General features: G+C 71.5%; 11 protein-coding genes and 1 pseudogene. 8 read left to right on the top strand and 4 right to left on the bottom strand.

From position 1 onward, the window contains the following. Positions 1 to 24 precede the first annotated feature (24 nt). The gene (locus tag Aph01nite_RS02785) at positions 25 to 699 is read left to right on the top strand and encodes a TetR/AcrR family transcriptional regulator (protein WP_204039108.1); all 675 of its coding nucleotides are present in this window, start codon (positions 25 to 27) and stop codon (positions 697 to 699) included. Here the strand turns inward: Aph01nite_RS02785 and Aph01nite_RS02780 are convergent. Both Aph01nite_RS02780 and Aph01nite_RS02775 read right to left on the bottom strand, forming a co-directional pair. Then, positions 689 to 2,899 (bottom strand): LLM class flavin-dependent oxidoreductase, encoded by a 2,211-nt coding sequence (locus Aph01nite_RS02780; RefSeq protein WP_204039107.1) that lies wholly within the window; start codon positions 2,897 to 2,899, stop codon positions 689 to 691. The genes Aph01nite_RS02785 and Aph01nite_RS02780 overlap by 11 nt on opposite strands. Before the next feature lie 30 nt (positions 2,900 to 2,929). After that, a pseudogene (locus Aph01nite_RS02775) lies at positions 2,930 to 3,826 on the bottom strand (LLM class flavin-dependent oxidoreductase); the annotation flags it as partial. Positions 3,827 to 3,941: 115 nt separating this feature from the next. Between Aph01nite_RS02775 and Aph01nite_RS02770 the strand changes: the two are divergent. The 4 genes from Aph01nite_RS02770 (at position 3,942) to Aph01nite_RS02755 (ending at position 10,210) form a co-directional block, all read left to right on the top strand. Beyond that, positions 3,942 to 4,451, top strand: coding sequence for a MarR family winged helix-turn-helix transcriptional regulator (locus tag Aph01nite_RS02770; protein WP_204039105.1), 510 nt, complete (start codon positions 3,942 to 3,944; stop codon positions 4,449 to 4,451). A 110-nt stretch (positions 4,452 to 4,561) separates the two neighbouring features. Next, a complete protein-coding gene (locus tag Aph01nite_RS02765; RefSeq protein WP_204039104.1) occupies positions 4,562 to 5,680 on the top strand; it encodes a glutathione-independent formaldehyde dehydrogenase in 1,119 nt (372 codons plus the stop codon). A gap of 88 nt (positions 5,681 to 5,768) precedes the next feature. After that, positions 5,769 to 6,836, top strand: a complete 1,068-nt coding sequence (locus Aph01nite_RS02760) for an acyltransferase family protein (RefSeq protein ID WP_204039103.1) — start codon at positions 5,769 to 5,771, stop codon at positions 6,834 to 6,836. 128 nt (positions 6,837 to 6,964) lie between these two features. Continuing rightward, positions 6,965 to 10,210 (top strand): amidase family protein, encoded by a 3,246-nt coding sequence (locus tag Aph01nite_RS02755; protein ID WP_204039102.1) that lies wholly within the window; start codon positions 6,965 to 6,967, stop codon positions 10,208 to 10,210. Between the two features lie 52 nt (positions 10,211 to 10,262). Here the strand turns inward: Aph01nite_RS02755 and Aph01nite_RS02750 are convergent, their stop codons facing one another. Next, a complete protein-coding gene (locus Aph01nite_RS02750; RefSeq protein WP_204039101.1) occupies positions 10,263 to 11,426 on the bottom strand; it encodes a cutinase family protein in 1,164 nt (387 codons plus the stop codon). Positions 11,427 to 11,565: 139 nt separating this feature from the next. Between Aph01nite_RS02750 and Aph01nite_RS02745 the strand changes: the two genes are divergently transcribed. Genes Aph01nite_RS02745 through Aph01nite_RS02735 form a run of 3 tightly spaced genes read left to right on the top strand, consistent with a single transcriptional unit; the run spans position 11,566 to position 14,418 of the window. Beyond that, the gene (locus Aph01nite_RS02745; RefSeq protein WP_204039100.1) at positions 11,566 to 12,666 is read left to right on the top strand and encodes a sensor histidine kinase; all 1,101 of its coding nucleotides are present in this window, start codon (positions 11,566 to 11,568) and stop codon (positions 12,664 to 12,666) included. Next, a complete protein-coding gene (locus Aph01nite_RS02740; protein WP_204039099.1) occupies positions 12,659 to 13,837 on the top strand; it encodes a hypothetical protein in 1,179 nt (392 codons plus the stop codon). Before Aph01nite_RS02745 ends, Aph01nite_RS02740 begins: the two co-directional genes overlap by 8 nt. Beyond that, positions 13,726 to 14,418 carry a sigma factor-like helix-turn-helix DNA-binding protein gene (locus Aph01nite_RS02735; protein ID WP_239161354.1) on the top strand — a complete coding sequence of 231 codons (693 nt, stop codon included), beginning with the start codon at positions 13,726 to 13,728 and terminating at the stop codon, positions 14,416 to 14,418. Before Aph01nite_RS02740 ends, Aph01nite_RS02735 begins: the two co-directional genes overlap by 112 nt. 134 nt (positions 14,419 to 14,552) lie before the next feature. Here the strand turns inward: Aph01nite_RS02735 and Aph01nite_RS02730 are convergent, their stop codons facing one another. Beyond that, complete coding sequence (locus Aph01nite_RS02730) at positions 14,553 to 16,049, bottom strand: hypothetical protein (protein ID WP_204039098.1); 1,497 nt, start codon at positions 16,047 to 16,049, stop codon at positions 14,553 to 14,555. Positions 16,050 to 16,058 lie beyond the last annotated feature (9 nt).

Here is a 16,058-nt window from a genome sequence, read left to right as displayed (position 1 = left end):
CCGCAGGTCTGTAGAATGGGCGGCATGACGTTCCAGCGGGCGCGCAGCGAGGAACAGCGCGCGGTGCGCAGGCGGGTGATCCTGGACACCGCGGCGGCGATGCTGACCGAGATGCCGGTGGCGCAGGTGACCCTCAACGAGCTGAGCCGCCGCGTCGGGCTGGCCAAGTCGAACGTGCTGCGGTACTTCGAGTCGCGCGAGGCGGTGCTGCTGGAACTGCTCGACGTGGCGGTCCGGGAGTGGCTGGAGCAGCTCGATCACACGCTCTCGGAAGCGGTGGACGCGAGCGGGACGCCGGTCGAGCGCGCCGACCAGGTGGCGGCGGTCGTCGCGGCGTCGCTGGCGGCGCGGCCGGTGCTGTGCGACCTGGTCGGCGCGCAGGCGGCGGTCCTCGAACACAACGTGTCGCCGCGCATCGCCGCGGAGTTCAAGCGCGCCGCGATCGCGAACGCCGAGGTCCTGATCTCGCTCCTGCGCCCACGCCTGCCGGAGCTGGACGAACACGCGGCGTTCAAATTCACCGCGGCCGCCTTCATGGTCACCGGCGCGATCTGGACGCATTGCCGGCCCTCGGCCGCGATGCTGGCCGCGTACGAGGCCGACCCCGAGCTGGCGGCCATGCGGATGGACTTCACCGCCACGCTCAGGGAGACCCTGGAAGTCTTCCTCTCGGGATTGCTCGCCCGCGCTACCCGGTGATGTTGAAGTTGTCGCGGAAGACGTTGTCGGGGTCGTAACGGCGCTTCAGCGCGCGCAGCCGGGCGAGGGTGCCGGGCGGGTAGGCGTCGTCGAGGCGCTCGGGGCGCAGGTCGGTCTCGAAGTTGATGTACAGGCCGGACATGTGGTGGCTCATGGCGTCCCAGGCTCGGTCCAGCCGGGAGCGGCTCGCGCCGAGCGCGGTCACCTGGAAGTTGGCCGAGCGGTGGGCGTACGCGGTGGCCTCGGGCGGGACGTCGGAGACGGCGCCGCCGACCGAGCGGATCTGGAAGAAATAGGTGTCACCACCCATGATCAGGTCCGCCGCCGCCGCGGCGAACTCGGGCGTGAGGTGCCCCACCAGCCCGGACCGGCTCACCGGTTCGCCCTGGCCGTTGTGGCCGCCGGGCGGCACCTCCATGATCTGCGCGTACGGCACCCGCTGGATGACATGGTCCAGCAGCGGAGCGACGTCGGCCAGCGGCTGGATCCTGTCGATGATCGTGTCCGGGTCGTCGCTGTCCACCACGACCATGACCTGGGCGACGACGGGCTGGCCGGGGCGGGGCGGGCCCATGATGAGGAAGCTGGTGAGGTCCCGTGGCGCGGCCTCGACCGCGGCCCCCCAGCCCCGCAGGAACGCGGCGGTGTCGCTCGCGTCGAAGAACAGCCGGCCGAACCCGACGTCGCCGACCTCGTCGGCCTCGAACTCGAACGCGGTGACGATGCCGAAGTTGGCGCCCGCGCCGCGTACCGCCCAGAACAGGCCGGGGTTGTGGGTCTCGTCGGCGCGGGTGAGGGTCCCGTCGGCCAGGACCAGTTCGACGGCGCGGAGGTGGTCGATGGTCAGGCCGTGCCTGCGGGCCAGCCAGCCGATGCCGCCCGAGGTGGCCAGGCCGCCGACGCCGACGCCGCCGTAGTCACCCGAACTGAGCGCCCACCCGTACGGCGCGAGCGCCGCCGCCACCTGCCCCCACCGGGCCCCGGGCCCGATCCGTACCCGCCGGGTCTCCTTGTCCACGACCTCGATCTGATCGAGCTGCCCCAGGTCGATGATGATGCCGCCCCGGTTGGTGGACCGGCCGCTGATGCCGTGCCCGCCGCTGCGGATGGACAGTTTCACGGGCTGCCGCCGCGCGAAGGCCACCGCGTCGGCCACCTCCCGCGCCGTACGGGGACGCAGGACCAGACCGGGCGAGCCGCCCCGCATGTACGTGGACCGTACGGCCGCGTACCCCGCGTCGCCCGGTTCGACCGCCAGGTCCGCCAGCGAGGCCGGGATGGCGTCGTAGTCGATGCCCGGATGGCGGCGGGCGCGGACGAAGGCGCTGGGCACGGTCCGTACCGCGGTTCCCTGGCTGGAACGGCCGGCGGCGACGGCCCCGCACACGGCCGGCGCGACCTCGTCGGCGAACCGCCGCAGCGCGCCGGGATCGTCGGTGCGGAGGAGGATGGTGCTGACGCCTTCGTCCAGGACCAGCGGGAGCAACGCCTCCACCCACCGCCCGCCCGGCCCGTCGAACTCCGGGATGACGGCGAAGCGGCGGATCTCGCGGGGGTCGCGCCCCGCCTCCGCGGCGGCTTCGTCGATCAGCGCCTGCGCCGCCCGTACGTCGCCGGGCTCCATCGGGTCGATGGAGGCCATCCAGCCGTCGGCCTGCCGGCCGATCAGCCGCAGGGTCCCCGGGTCGTGGCCGCCGACCCAGATCGGGATGTTGTGCGCGGGGGCGGGACCGCGTTCCGCTCCGTCGAGCCGGTAGTGCTCGCCGGCGACGCGCAGCGGCGTACGGTCGGACGACCAGATCCCCCGGACGACGTCGATCGCCTCGCCGAGCGCGCCGGGGCTGATCGGGACCGCGCCCGACGCGGCCATCTCGTCCCGGTCGTCGCCCGCCCCGAGCGCCAGGCCGAGGCGGCCCCCGGAGAGCAGGTCCAGGCTCGCCGCCGCCCGCGCGAGCACGGCGGGCGGCCGCATCGGCACGTTCAGCGCGCCGGCGGACAGGTGGATCGTCCTGGTCCGCGCGGCGACCCAGGCGAGCAGCGTCCAGGTGTCGAGCAGGTCAGGCCGGTACGGCTGGTCCTGGAAGGCGATCAGCCCGAACCCGAGCTCCTCACTGAGCCGGGCCAGCTTCACAGCGTGCTCCGGCGTGCCGCTCGCCGCCGCGACGAGGGTGCCGAACCGCAGGGGATGTCCGTAGTCCATGACCTACCTGCCCGCCTCGGAGCCGACCGGGGAGCGGCGTTCGGCGGCGACCAGTTCGCGCAGCGCGGGGGCCACCTCCTGGCCGAAGATCTGCAGGGCGGCCGGGTCGTCGCCCATGAGGATGTAGCCGGAGAATCCGTACTCCAGGGTCAGCACCGCGAGCTGCTCGACCCACTGCTCGGGTGGCCCGGACAGGAACCGCTCGCTCCCGGGCCCGAACCGGCCGCCGATGTTGAGCAGGCGGCGGACCGCCGCCGGGTCGCGTCCCGCCTCCTCGGCGGCCGCGTCGATGATCGCGTTGCTCTCGGTGATCTCCCGCAGCCCACCCGGCATGTACGGCAACGACGGCAGCCACCCATCGGCCTTGGCCCCGGTCAGCCGGAGCATCTTCGGCTTGTACGCCCCCAGCCAGATCCCGATCCCATGCGCCGGCGCGGGACCCCTCTTGGCCCCGTTGACCTGGTAGTACGTGCCGTCCACCTGGAACCTCGCGGGATTGTCCACGTCCCAGATCCCGCGAATGACGTCGATCGCCTCACTGAGCGCCCGCACGCCCTGCCCGGGGGTCAGCCGCCGCCCGCCCATCGCGCCGATGGCGTCCCAGAACCCGCCCGCGCCCAGGCCCAGCTCGAACCGCCCGCCGGACAGCAGGTCCAGGCTCGCCGCCGCGCGGGCCAGCACGGCCGGCGGGCGCAGCGGCAGGTTGAGCACGTTGGCCGAGACGTGGATGCGCTCGGTCTGCGAGGCCACGTACGACAGCAGCGTCCAGGTGTCCAAAAACGCCGCCTGGTACGGGTGGTCCTGGAAGGTCGCCAGGTCGAGACCCGCGGCCTCCGTCGCCCGCGCCAGGCCGACGACCTGCTGCGGCGCGGCGGCCGCCGGGGTGATGAAGGACCCGAAGATCAGGTCGTGGCCGTAGTCCGGCATCTGTTCGCCCTCTCCCGCCGAGCAATGCGCTCTGCATCCCAGATGAGTTGTCGCACAAACTATATGCACGACAGATGTTTTGTCGAACAGCGCTTGTGCGGCTAATATTTCGGCCATGAGCGGCACGGGATCGCGGCAGCGGGCGGACGCGGGAGTGCGGACCGAGGGCGACTTCGGCTGGCACCTGGGTGTGCTCCTGGCCGCCTACCACGGCTCGGTCTCCCCCCTGCTCGGGGAGCTGCCGCACACCACGCGCGGCTACCAGATCCTGTCCGCGGTGGTCCACGGCGACCAGCCCACCCAGGCGGCGCTGGCCGCCCACCTGAGCATCGACCGCACCGTGATGACCTACCTGATCGACGACCTGGCCAAGGCCGGGCTGGTCGAACGGCAGCTCAATCCGGCCGACCGCAGAGCCCGCAAGATCGTCGTCACCGAACTGGGCGCCCGAACCCTCGCCGACCTGGAAGACCGCGTACGGGAAGCCGAGGAGACCCTGCTGGCCGGGCTCGACGAGGAGCGCCGGGCGACCTTCCGCGACCTGCTGCGCCACGTGGCCTGCGGCATCCGCCGGATCGAACCGGTCGACGCCTGCACGGCCGCCGAACACCTGCTCCCAGGCTGAGCATCTTCGCCCTAATTTGCCCAGATACGGGGTATTCGTAGAGGTATGTCGGGAACCAGAGGAGAGGAGGTAATCCAGGCCGTCGATCATGAACGAATGGGGGACGGATCATGCAAGCCCTGGTGTACAACGGCGCTCGCGACGTGATCGTGACGGAGGTGCCCGACGCTCGCATCGAACGCCCCACCGACGTCCTGATCCGCGTCACCTCGACCAACATCTGCGGCTCCGACCTGCACATGTACGAAGGACGCACCACCATGGAGCCCGGCCGCGTGCTCGGCCACGAGAACCTCGGCGAAGTCATCGAGATCGGCTCCGCCGTCGACCGCGTCCGGGTGGGCGACATGGTCTGCATGCCGTTCAACATCTCCTGCGGCCACTGCAAGAACTGCGAAGCGGGCCTCACCGCCTTCTGCCTCACCCTCAACCCCGGAACCGCCGGCGCCGCCTACGGCTACGCGGGCATGGGCCCGTACGAGGGCGGCCAGGCGGAGTTCCTGCGGGTGCCGTACGGCGACTTCAACTGCCTGCGCCTGCCCAGGGACGCGAGGGAGAAGGAGAACGACTACGTCATGCTGTCGGACATCTTCCCCACCGGCTGGCACTGCACCGAACTGGCCGGCATGCGCCCGGGCGAGTCCGTGGTCGTGTACGGCGCCGGCCCGGTCGGCCTGATGGCCGCGTACTCCGCGATGCTCAGGGGAGCCAGCAAGGTGATGGTGGTGGACCGCCACCCCGACCGGCTGCGGCTGGCCGAGCAGATCGGCGCCATCCCCATCGACGACACCAAGGGCTCCCCGGTCGAGCAGGTGCTGGACCTGACCGCCGGCGAGGGAGCCGACCGGGGCTGCGAGTGCGTCGGCTACCAGGCGCACGACGCGCAGGGCCGCGAACAGCCCGCCATGACCCTGAACAACCTGATCAGGTGCGTACGGCCCACGGGCGGGATCGGCGTGGTCGGCCTCTTCACACCGGAGGACCCCGGCGAGATCCCCTTCGACATGGGCACGTTCTGGAACAAGGGCCAGAAGATGGGCACCGGCCAGGCGAACGTCAAGGCGTACAACCGGCAGCTGCGCAACCTCATCCACACGGGCAGGGCCAAGCCGTCCTTCGTCATCTCGCACGAGCTGCCGCTGGCGCAGGCCCCGGAGGGCTACGAGCACTTCGACGCCCGCGACGAGGGCTGGACCAAGGTCGTCCTGCACCCCGACGGCCACCGTTAGGGGTACTTGTACGCACTGAGGATTCCGCCATCCTCATTCCCGTCGTACCAGCTCAGAGTTGCCCTTCTCAGCGAGAGGGGCGATGGAGATGGCGACGGCGACCGAAGTCAGGACGACGGGGACCCGCGCGGCGTGGGCTGACGTCGCCAAGGGCGCGTGCATTCTGCTGGTGGTGCTCTGGCACACGGTGAACAAGCACTACTTACAGGTGGACTGGCAGGCCGGCGGGCCCATCCCGGCCGCGTGGGGCTTCTTCGGCGACCAGCTCATGACGCTGCGCATGCCGCTGTTCTTCACCATCTCCGGCATGTTCGCGCTCGGCGCCTTCCACCGGCCGTGGCGGGTGGTCGCCCGCTCCCGCGTCGCCAAGTTCCTCTACCTGTACCTGGTCTGGATGCTCGTGCACACCGCGATCCTGTGGTTCACGCCCAGCTTCGACACCCTCAGCGCGCGCACCCTCGGCCAGTTCGCCGAGCAGCTCACCATCACCCCGCCCAACCTCTGGTACCTGTACGCGCTGGCGCTCTACTTCGCGGCCGCCAAGGCGCTCGCCCGGGTGCCGGCGCCGGTGGTGCTCGGCCTGGCGGCCCTGCTGGCGGTCGTGGCCGCGGCCGACCTGATCGCCACGCCGGGCAACCGCGGCTCGCTGCTCCAGAACTTCGTCTTCTTCCTGCTCGGCCTGCACCTGCGCCCGCACATCGAGCGGCTGGTGCGGGACACCAACTGGCGGCGGACCGGGGTGCTCGCGGCGGTGTACGCGGTGGCGGCGCTGGCCATGGCCGTCACCGCCGCCCAGCGGATTCCGACGATCTGGCCGATGGTGTCCCTGGTGGCGACCGTGTTCGGGCTCAGCGCCGCGCCGCTGGTGGCCCGCTGGGCGCACGTGGGCGCGGCGCTGTCGTGGCTGGGCCGCCGTACGCTTCCGATCTACGTCATCCACATGCCGCTGCTGGCGCTGCTGCACGTGGCGGTGGCCGGACGGCTCTCGCAGGCGGCGCCGGCCGTGCAGACCGTGCTCGCGGTGGGCTACCCGGTGCTCGTGACGGCGCTCCTCGTGGGCGCGTGCCTGCTGGCCGAGCGGGGGCTGAAGGCGGCGCGCACAACGTGGCTGTTCGAGCTGCCCGTCCGCCGTAATCGGGCCGATTCCCTCAGTTAACGCAGGTCCGGACATGCGGGATTTGGACCGTGAAACCCGGTTTCAGGCCGGGAACATTACGGACATTTTGGTGTAACTGATCGTCTATACGGTCGCGTGCATTACCAGGTTCCACAAGGAGCTCCGTGGTGCACAGATTCCGCCTCACCCTCACCGGTTTCCTCACCCTCTCCCTGGGCTTAGCCCTCACCCCGGCGACCGCGGTCGCCAGACCCAAACCGCCCGTCCTCGACCTGGAGACCCTCACCGGCACCCAGGCCCTGGAGATGATGGCCAAAGGGCAGCTCACCTCGGTGCAGCTCACCCAGATGTACATCGACAGGATCGAGGCGCTGAACAAGCGCGGGCCCGGCCTGAACGCCGTGACCCAGCTGAACGAGAACGCGCTGAAGGACGCCGAACTGGCCGACAAGCAGCGGAAGAAGGGGCAGCTCCTCGGCCCCGCGCACGGTCTGCCGATCCTGCTGAAGGACCTCATCGACGTCACCGGCATGTACACCTCGGCGGGCAACTACTCGCTGCGCGAGTCGTACCCGGCGACGGACGCGGGGATCACCAAGAAGCTGCGGGAGCGCGGCGTGGTCATCCTCGGCAAGCTGGGCCTGTCCGAGTTCGCCAACAGCTTCGGCAGCCAGCCGTCCGGCTTCAGCAACCTCACCGGCCAGGTGCTCCACGGGCTCGACACCGACCAGAACCCCAGCGGCTCCTCCTCGGGCACCGGCACGGCCATGGCCGCGGCGATGTCCACACTGGGCATCGGCACGGAGACCAGCGGCTCCATCATCAGCCCGTCCAACGCGCAGAGCCTCGTCGGGCTCCGCCCGACCGTCGGCCTCGTCCCGGGGTACGGCATCGCGCCCATCAGCGCCTCCCAGGACATCGCCGGGCCGATGGTCCGCAACGTGCCGGACGCGGCCCTGACGCTCGCCTCCATCGCCGGGCCCGACCCGGAGGCCGACGCCGGCTACGCCGCGATGTTCGGCGCCGACTACCTCGAGAAGGGCATCATCCCCGCCCTGCCGGCGCAGCTGCCCGACTACATGAAGGCGCTGGACCCGGAATTCGTCCGGGGCAAGAAGATCGGCTACAACGGCACCCTCACCGAGGGCAGCCCGCTCAAGCTCGCCTTCGACGCGCTGACCGCCGCGGGCGCGATCATGGTGCCGCGGCCGAGCGTGTCGATCCCGGCGCTGCCGGGCCTGCCCAGCGGGTACGAGCAGCACAAGAGCATCGACGAGTACTACAAGCGGCTCGGCCCGCAGGCGCCCATCAAGTCGCTGGTCGACGAGGTGGCCGACAACCAGGCCAACGCCCACCAGGCGCTGAAGTTCGGCAACAACAACCACCTGAACTCCTCGCTCTCCGACGTCACCCCCGGCGGAGCCAACGAGGCCGCGTACCGGACGAACCTGGCCATCCGGAAGGCCGCCTGGCACAAGGCCATCGACGACATGGTGACCTACCCCAACTCGGACCCGGCCCAGCCCGCCGACCCGGTGCTCGCGATCCTCGGCAGCGTGCCGAACGGCCCCCAGGCCGGCTACCCGACGATCACGATCCCGATGGGGTACTCGGCCACGCACCGCCGCGCGGTGGCCGTGCAGGTCCACGGCAACGCCTACTCCGAGTACAACCTGCTCGGCGTCGGCTACGTCATCGAGCAGGCGACCAAGCTGCGCCAGCCGGCCAGCGTGGTCAACCCGAGCATGTACCGCTGCGCCAGGACGGTTCCGGCGCCGCCGTACAGCGAGCGCGGGCACTGCAACCCCGACTACAAGACGATCATGGACTTGCTCGGGTACGAGCCCAGGCCGCTGCCGTTCTCGCTGGAGACGGAGTCGGCGCGGAGCCTCAACGCCCGGCTCAGGGCCGACGAGATCAGCTCGGAGAACCTGGTCAGGTCCTACCTCTACCGGATCGCGCTGACCAACGCCGAAGGTCCGGCCACCCAGGCCGTACGTTCCGTCAACGAGGACGCCATCAAGCAGGCCCGCCGCCTCGACTGGGACCGCGACAAGTACAAGAAGGACGACAACCCCAAGGACAAGCGGCCCCTCCGCCCGCCGCTGTACGGCATCCCCGTGCTGGTCAACGACGGTTTCGCCGTGGACGGCCTGGCCACCACGGGCGGCTCCGTCGCGCTCCAGGACTTCGAGCCGAAGGACGACTCAACCGTGGTGGCCAAGCTCAAGGCGGCCGGCGCGATCATCCTCGGCACGACCAACATCACCGAGCTGAACGGCGTGTTCGACGCGAACCTGCCGAAGGGGTACTCCTCGCTCGCCGGCCAGGTGCTCCTGCCGTCGGACACGGACAAGACCCCGGCCGGCTCCTCCGCCGGTTCCGCGGCGGCGACGGCCTCCGGTCTGGCGGCGTTCACCGTCGGCCTGGAGACCTCTCCCGACACGGCCCAGCTGGTGGCGCCCGCGGACGCGGCCGGCGTCGTCGGCTTGAAGCCGACCGTGGGGCTGGTCAGCCGTACCGGCGTGCTGCCGGTCGCCCGCTCGCAGGACGCACCCGGGCCGATCACCCGGACCGTGTACGACTCGGCCAGCGCGCTCACCGTGATGGCCGGACCCGACGCGGGCGACCCGGCCACGGCGGGCGCGCCCGTCAAGGACTACACGGCGGGCCTGTCCACGACCGCCCTGCAGGGCAAGAAGATCGCCGTCGTGTCCAGCTCGGCGGAGCCGTACGCGACGATGGTGGGCAGGTTGCAGGCGCTCGGGGCCACCACCGCGCAGGTGACAGTGGGCGCGCCCAACCCCGACCCGGCGAGCGTCGTCGGCCGGGAGTTCAAGCGCGACCTGAACGGCTACCTGGCGGGCGCCAAGAAGGCGGCCGGGTCGTTGCAGGAGATCATCGACTACAACGCGGCCAACCCCGTCGAGGGACTCAAGTACCAGCAGGGGCAGCTGCTCGCCGCCCAGGCGGTCGACCTGTCCGACCCGGCCACCAGTGCGGCGTACACGGCCGACCTGGAGGCGGGGCGGGCGTCCAACCGGGCGCTCATCGACGGCATCCTCAGCAACGGCACCCCCGGCGACGAGTCCGACGACTTCGACGCCGTCATGGTGCCCACCGGCAACGCGCTGGTCGGGTACGCCGACCGTGCGGGCTACCCGGTGCTGACCCTCCCCGCCGGGTACGGCGCCCAGGCCAGCTCCGCGGGCCGCAACCCGATCGGCGTCACCCTCGTCGGCACGGCCTTCAGCGAGGCGACCCTGCTCGCCGACGGCTACGCCCTCGAACAGTCGGCCAACGTCCGCCAGGCGCCCAGCTACACCAACCCCAGCATGTGGCGATGCGTGCCCGGCAGCACCTTCTTCACCGGCGAGTTCTGCCACCCCGGCGACCGCCTGCTGGCGGACTGACCCATCCACCCCCGGGGCCCGCGCCGATCCACCGGCGCGGGCCCTCCGCAGGTCAGCACGCCTTGGCGACCACGTTGATGTCCTTACGGTTGTTGTCCTCCTTCGTCTCCACCAGCCGTTCGCCGGGGTCGACGATGAAGGTGATGGTGTGGGTTCCCTGGGGGATGCCGTGGTAGTGGAGTTCGGCGTGGCCGGTTCCGCCCTCGGGGATCGACGGAAGGTAGTGGTCGAGGGGGTCGCCGTCGACGATCCAGCGGATGTCGTACGTGCCGCTGTCGAGTTTGCCCTTGTTCTTGATTTCCAGCTGGACGGCCGGGTTGCTGCCCGCGCAGACGGGTTTCGGGGTCAGGTACTTGTAGCCGGTTACCGCGAGGTCGGTGTTGAGAAGGATTCCGGAAAGCCAGTCGGCTGCCTCGTCCGCGTTGGATTCGTAGGTGTGGTGCGCCTCGGTGCATGCGGCCCAGGCGTCATTCCACTTCTGCGGGGCATCGAGCGGGGTCGCGTTCATGGCGTCGAGCACCTTCAGCGTGCAGGTGTTCGACACCTTGCCGCAAACGCTGTCCCCGGGGTTGCAATGAATTTTGTGGCGTATTGCCGAAGGGAACTCGGTGGGGGCGAGGCTGAACAACTTGGGGAACACCCCGCGCACGACCCCGTTCTTGATGTTGGGCAGCGGATCCGAGTAGAGGACGACCGCCTTAATGCGTTTGGCCATCGGGCCGGTCGGGTTCAGTCCGTTGAGCGCGTTCTTGATGACCATCGCGCCCTGGGAGTAGCCGGCCAACACGAACTGCTGGTCCGGGCAGGTCTCGGTTATTTCATTGAGCTTGGCGAGCAGCGCGATCTGCCCGCTGACCACGCTGTCCGCCGTTCCCGGTGTCTCCCGGAATTGTTCCCCCAGTTCCTGGACCGTCACGGCCGGGTAGTCGATGCCCGGATAGAACTCGACCCACAGGTTCTCGCCGAGCCGCTCGGCCAGCACCTCGGCGAGCCGGTGTACGGGAGCGCCCATATTACGGTGCGCATTGTCTTCCGGATCGGGATCCTCGCCGGAGCCCTTGACGCCGATGAAACCCACGCGCGCGCATTCCTCGGCCGCCGCTCCGGTCGCGGGAAGGCCCGCCAGCAGAACGGATAACACCCCCACGAGCGGAACGATTAGGCGGATCTTCATATTCGTGCTCCTGAGGGAATGTCTCGATCGGGCTTCAATCATGAGGAGCGGGCCCGGCGAGAAGAAGTGCGATTTGTATCGTTATTTCGGCGGAATGTACCGGCGACGATGAAGCGGTGAGGCCGTGGAGGCAAGCCGAAATGTTTCTGATCTGACGCGGCTGGATCCGGTGTGGATAGCGATGTCGCGGTTCGCCGCCATGATGCGGGGGTCGGTGGCGGTCGTCGTGGTTCCCGGTGCGCTGCTCATGTCAGGGCCGGGCGTCTCGCCGATCTGGCTGGCCGCCGCGCTCACCCTGTTCTGCGCGTGGACCGCCGGGTACGTCCGGATCTGCTGGACGCGCGGCCTGGCCGCCTGGGTGATCGCCGTGGACGTCGCCACCGGCTGCGCGCTCTGCCTGCTGCTCCCCCGCCTGGTCACACCGTCGCTGATCGTCGACGGCGCGAGCTGGGTGGCCGCAGTCGCCAGCCTGGTGGCCATCTGCGCCCAGCTGGCCGGACGGCCTCTGCTGTCCATCCCCGCCGGCCTGCTGGTGACCGCCGCTTACCTGACCGGCGCCGGTCTGACCGACACTCCCGGCGGTGGCGTTCCGCACGCGCTCACTCTCACCATCCAGACCTTCGTCGCCGCCGCCGCGATGATCGTGGCCACCCGTACGGGGGTGGCGGCCTCGCACGCCTTCACCGCGCTGCAACGCGAGGAACGCGAGGCCGAGATCGAGGCCGCGGAACGCGCCGACGCGCTCACCCAGCTCCGCCTGGTCCACAACGGCCCGCTCACCACACTCACCATGGCCCTGCACGCCGAGGCCGCCCGCCCCAGCGAGGTGCTGCGCCGCCACGCCACCGCCAACCTCACCGAGCTGCCGCGGCTGGCGGCGGCCCCGCGCGACCGCGCCCAGGACGTGCGCCTGGACGAACGCCTGGCCCAGGTGGCCGTCTGGCACGAACCCCAGCTCAGGGTCACCGCCACCACCCGCCCGTGCCTGGTGCCCGAACCCGTCGCCGACTCCTTCGGCGCCGCCGTCCGGGAATGCCTGGAGAACGTCGTACGGCACGCCCGCGTGACCGAGGCCGGCGTCACCCTGGCCGAACACGACGGCGAGGTCGTGGTCACCGTGACCGACCAGGGCGTCGGCTTCGTGCCCGGCCAGGTGCCCGCCTCGACGTTCGGCCTGCGCGGCGCGGTGGTCGCCGCGATGGCCCAGGCCGGCGGCGGGGCGGCCATCGAGTCCGCCCCGGGCGCGGGCACCCGCGTCGAGCTGAGGTGGCGGCGTGGCTAGCGTCACCACGGTCAGGAACCGCTTCGACCTGGGCGCGCTGCTGGCGGCGCTGCTGATCGTGTTCACCTGGCATCTGGCCAACGACCTTCCGGCCTCGCTGCGTTTCGGCCGGCCCGAGGCGGGACTGCTGCTGTGGCTGGCGTACACGGTCCTGGCCGTGATCGCGGCCTGGGTGATCCTGCGGGGCGGCGGCCAGGGGCCGCTCATGCCGGCCGTCATGGTGCCGCTGCTGCTGGCGGGCGTGGTGGCCAACGCCCTGGTCGCGCCGCCGTCCGAGAGCCACGTGCTCGCGGCCAACTGGTGGTTCGCCTCCAGCAGCTGGGTCGCGCTGATCGCGCTGTGGCGGCGCAGCCTGCCGGAGATCGTCGGGTTCGGCGTGGTCAACACCCTGGTCGCGTTCGGGCTGGTCGTCGCGTACGGACAGGTGGACGCGGCCGAGCTGGGCAGGCTGCTGGTGCTCGGGCACGGGGTCTGCATCATCCCGATCGCCCTGTTCGTGGGCTGCCGGATGCTGGTGGACGTGGGCCGGGGCACCGCCAGCGACCAGGCGGCCCAGGCCAGGACGGCCACCCTGCGCCTGGCCGCCGAGTCGGTCCGTACGGCCAGGGCCCGCCGTTACCAGATGGTCCAGGAGACGGTCTCCGAACTGCTCGGCGAGATCGCCGCGGGCCGGATCGACCTGCGCGAGCCGGAGCCGCAGCAGCGCATCAGGATCGCGGTGGCGCGGCTGCGCCGCCTCATGGTGGAGACCGACGACGTGCCCGAGGCGCTCATCCACGAGCTGCGCGCCTGCGCGGACGCGGCCGAGCGGCGGGGCGTCGAGGTGGACCTGCAGGCGCCCGTCGGCTCCGTACCCGGGCTGCTGCTGGCCGAGCGGCGCGCCCTCACCGAGCCGATCATCACGGTGCTGGCCGCCACCGAGACGCACGCCCGGGTGACGACCGTGTCCAGCCGGGCCGAGGTGGTGGTCGCGGTGATCGCCGACGCCGGTATCCCGCCGCCCGGGGCGGCCGACCACGGGACCGTCCAGGTGAGTTACGACACGGAAGGGGACCTGCTGTGGGCGCAGGCCAGGTGGACCGCACCGTCACCGCCGCCATCGTCGAGGACCTCGACGTGGTGGTGGAGGGCGTACGCTCCTGGGTCGCCGCCGACCCGGGCCGGCGGGTGAGCATCACGGCCGTGGTGGACTCGGTGGACGCCCTGCTCGCGGGGCCGGGCCGGGAGGCCGACGTGGTCGTCCTCGACCTGGACCTCGGGCGGGACATGGTGACCGATCGGGTGCCGGAGCTGAGCGATCTCGGGCTGCGGGTGGTGGTGTTCTCGGTGCACGTCAAGCCGCTGGTGGTGCAGGCGGTGATGGACGCGGGAGCCTGCGCGTTCCTCGACAAGCGCACCGGCAAGCACCATTTCGTGGACACGCTCGCCGCGGTGGCCGGGGACGAGCCGTACGTGACGCCGTCCATGGCGGGCGGGCTGCTCCAGGCGGCCCGGCTCTCGGAGCGGGAGCGGGAGGCGCTGGTCTACCTGTTCCAGGGCATGAGCCACGAGTCGATCGCCAGGCGGATGAAGAAGCCGGGGGGCGCGGCCATCAGCCCGGCCACGGTGAAGCAGTACATCGGCAGGGCCCGCGCCAAGTTCGCGGCCATGGGACGCCCGTGCGCGTCCAACTTCGCGCTGCTCGCCCGCTGCATCGAGGACGGCCTGATCCGGCCCGACCAGGTGGAGGACTACCGGTCCGCCGGCCGGTGATCCCCCGCGGGTGACCTCTCCGGGGAGGTCTTTCGCCGGGCCCGGCGGCTGGCCACCCTGAGTGCTGTGAGGCAGCGAGGGGAGGCGACGATGGTGCCAGGCGGTGAGGAGGACGGCGACCTCGGCTGACGGGCTCAGCCGAGGTCGGTGAGACGGGGCAGGAGCGCGTCGGGGTCGGTTTCGAGCGCGGTCTGCCAGCCGCGCAGCCTGCCGGAGAGAAAGTTGTCCCTGGTGTCTTTGGTGTCCTTGGCGTCTACGGCCAGCCAGCGGAGTGCCGTCCAGGCGACCCGGACGGTCTGGTCCATGACCTCGCCGGGGAGTTCCGGCAGGTGCGGCGGCAGTTCCCGGGCGGGGGCCGGGAGCCGCAGCAGCAGATCACGGCCCGCGATGCGATCGGCCAGATGGTGTTCCAGCTCGGCGTACCGCTGCTGGACCCGCCCGGCCCAGGCGGCTCCGTCGTACTCGCCGGGGCGGTGGTCGCCCTCGATCCGCGCGCCCCACCAGTGGAGGTACTCGGCGGGAGGCCGGGCGTAGACCACCCGGGCCGGGGTGTCCCGGAGCGCGGCCACCGCCTCGGGGGTGCCGAACACGGCGGGGCGCACCAGCACCACGGCCGGCCAGGGCGTCCCGGCCGCGTACGACTCGGCGATGTGCGACGCCACCGCCTGCCAGCTGCGGGCCCGTGGCCGGGTGGCGCCCGCGGGCACCGCCAGGACGTGGCCTTTCCTGGTCACGTCGAGGTTGGGCCGTACCAGCACGAATCGCCAGCCGAGGGCTTCGGCGAGCAGGGCGGCGGCGGGACCGGTGCCGTGCCGCCCGCCGATCATCACGATGGTGGCGGGGCCGGCCCAGGTGGCCGGGCGTGCCCCGGCGGGCAGCTGGCGTCCGCCGATGGCGTCCTGGACCAGCAGGTGGGTGGGCCAGCGCTGGGCCGCGCTGCGCCAGGTACGGTGGCCGGGGTCGCCCTGCCAGCTGTACTCCTGCCCGTCGTTGAGCGCGGCCCTGATCCTGGCGCGCAGCTCCAGCCGGACCCGGTCGTGCTCGGCGCGGTCGCCGTGCTCGGCGGAGATCCCGGCGACGGCGGCCAGGCGCTCCACCTCGGCGGCCGGCAGCGGCTCCTGCCCGGGCCGCAGGCTGAACTCGGCCAGCGTCGCCGTCGTGGTCCGGTACCGGCCCGGCGAGACCACCTGGGCGAGCCTGACGTCGAAGCGCTCCGCGCCCGCCGGGTCGCCGAGCAGCACCTGCGCCGCGGTGAACGGCGCGGCCGGCACCGGAACCGTCAGCCCCGCCAGGTACGGCTGCGCGTCCTCGAACGCCCGCAACGCCGCCCCGAGCCCGTCGGCCAGGCCACTGATGGCCCGCGGCAGCACCTCGTCCTCCGGCAGCCACCCCAGCGTCTGGAACAGCTCCGCGACGGGCACCCCCGCCAGCACCCCCAGGTCCCGGACGAACTCCGGCCGCAACGGCCGCTCCCCGTTGAGCACCTTCCGGACCAGTCCTTCGTCCCGTCCCAGCCGCCGCGCCACAGCGGACGCCGACACCGACGCCCCCTGCCCCTCCAGCGCGCCGAGACAGCGCCCCAGCACCTCCCGCGCCTGCTCCCCCCGCCCCGGGAACGCTCCAGCGGCCACGCCATGCCT

It is taken from the genome of Acrocarpospora phusangensis, from assembly GCF_016862995.1.
In the GTDB taxonomy this organism is placed as follows: domain Bacteria; phylum Actinomycetota; class Actinomycetes; order Streptosporangiales; family Streptosporangiaceae; genus Acrocarpospora; species Acrocarpospora phusangensis.
Note: the sequence above shows the minus strand (reverse complement) of the source record. Positions and strands in the feature narration are given on the sequence as shown.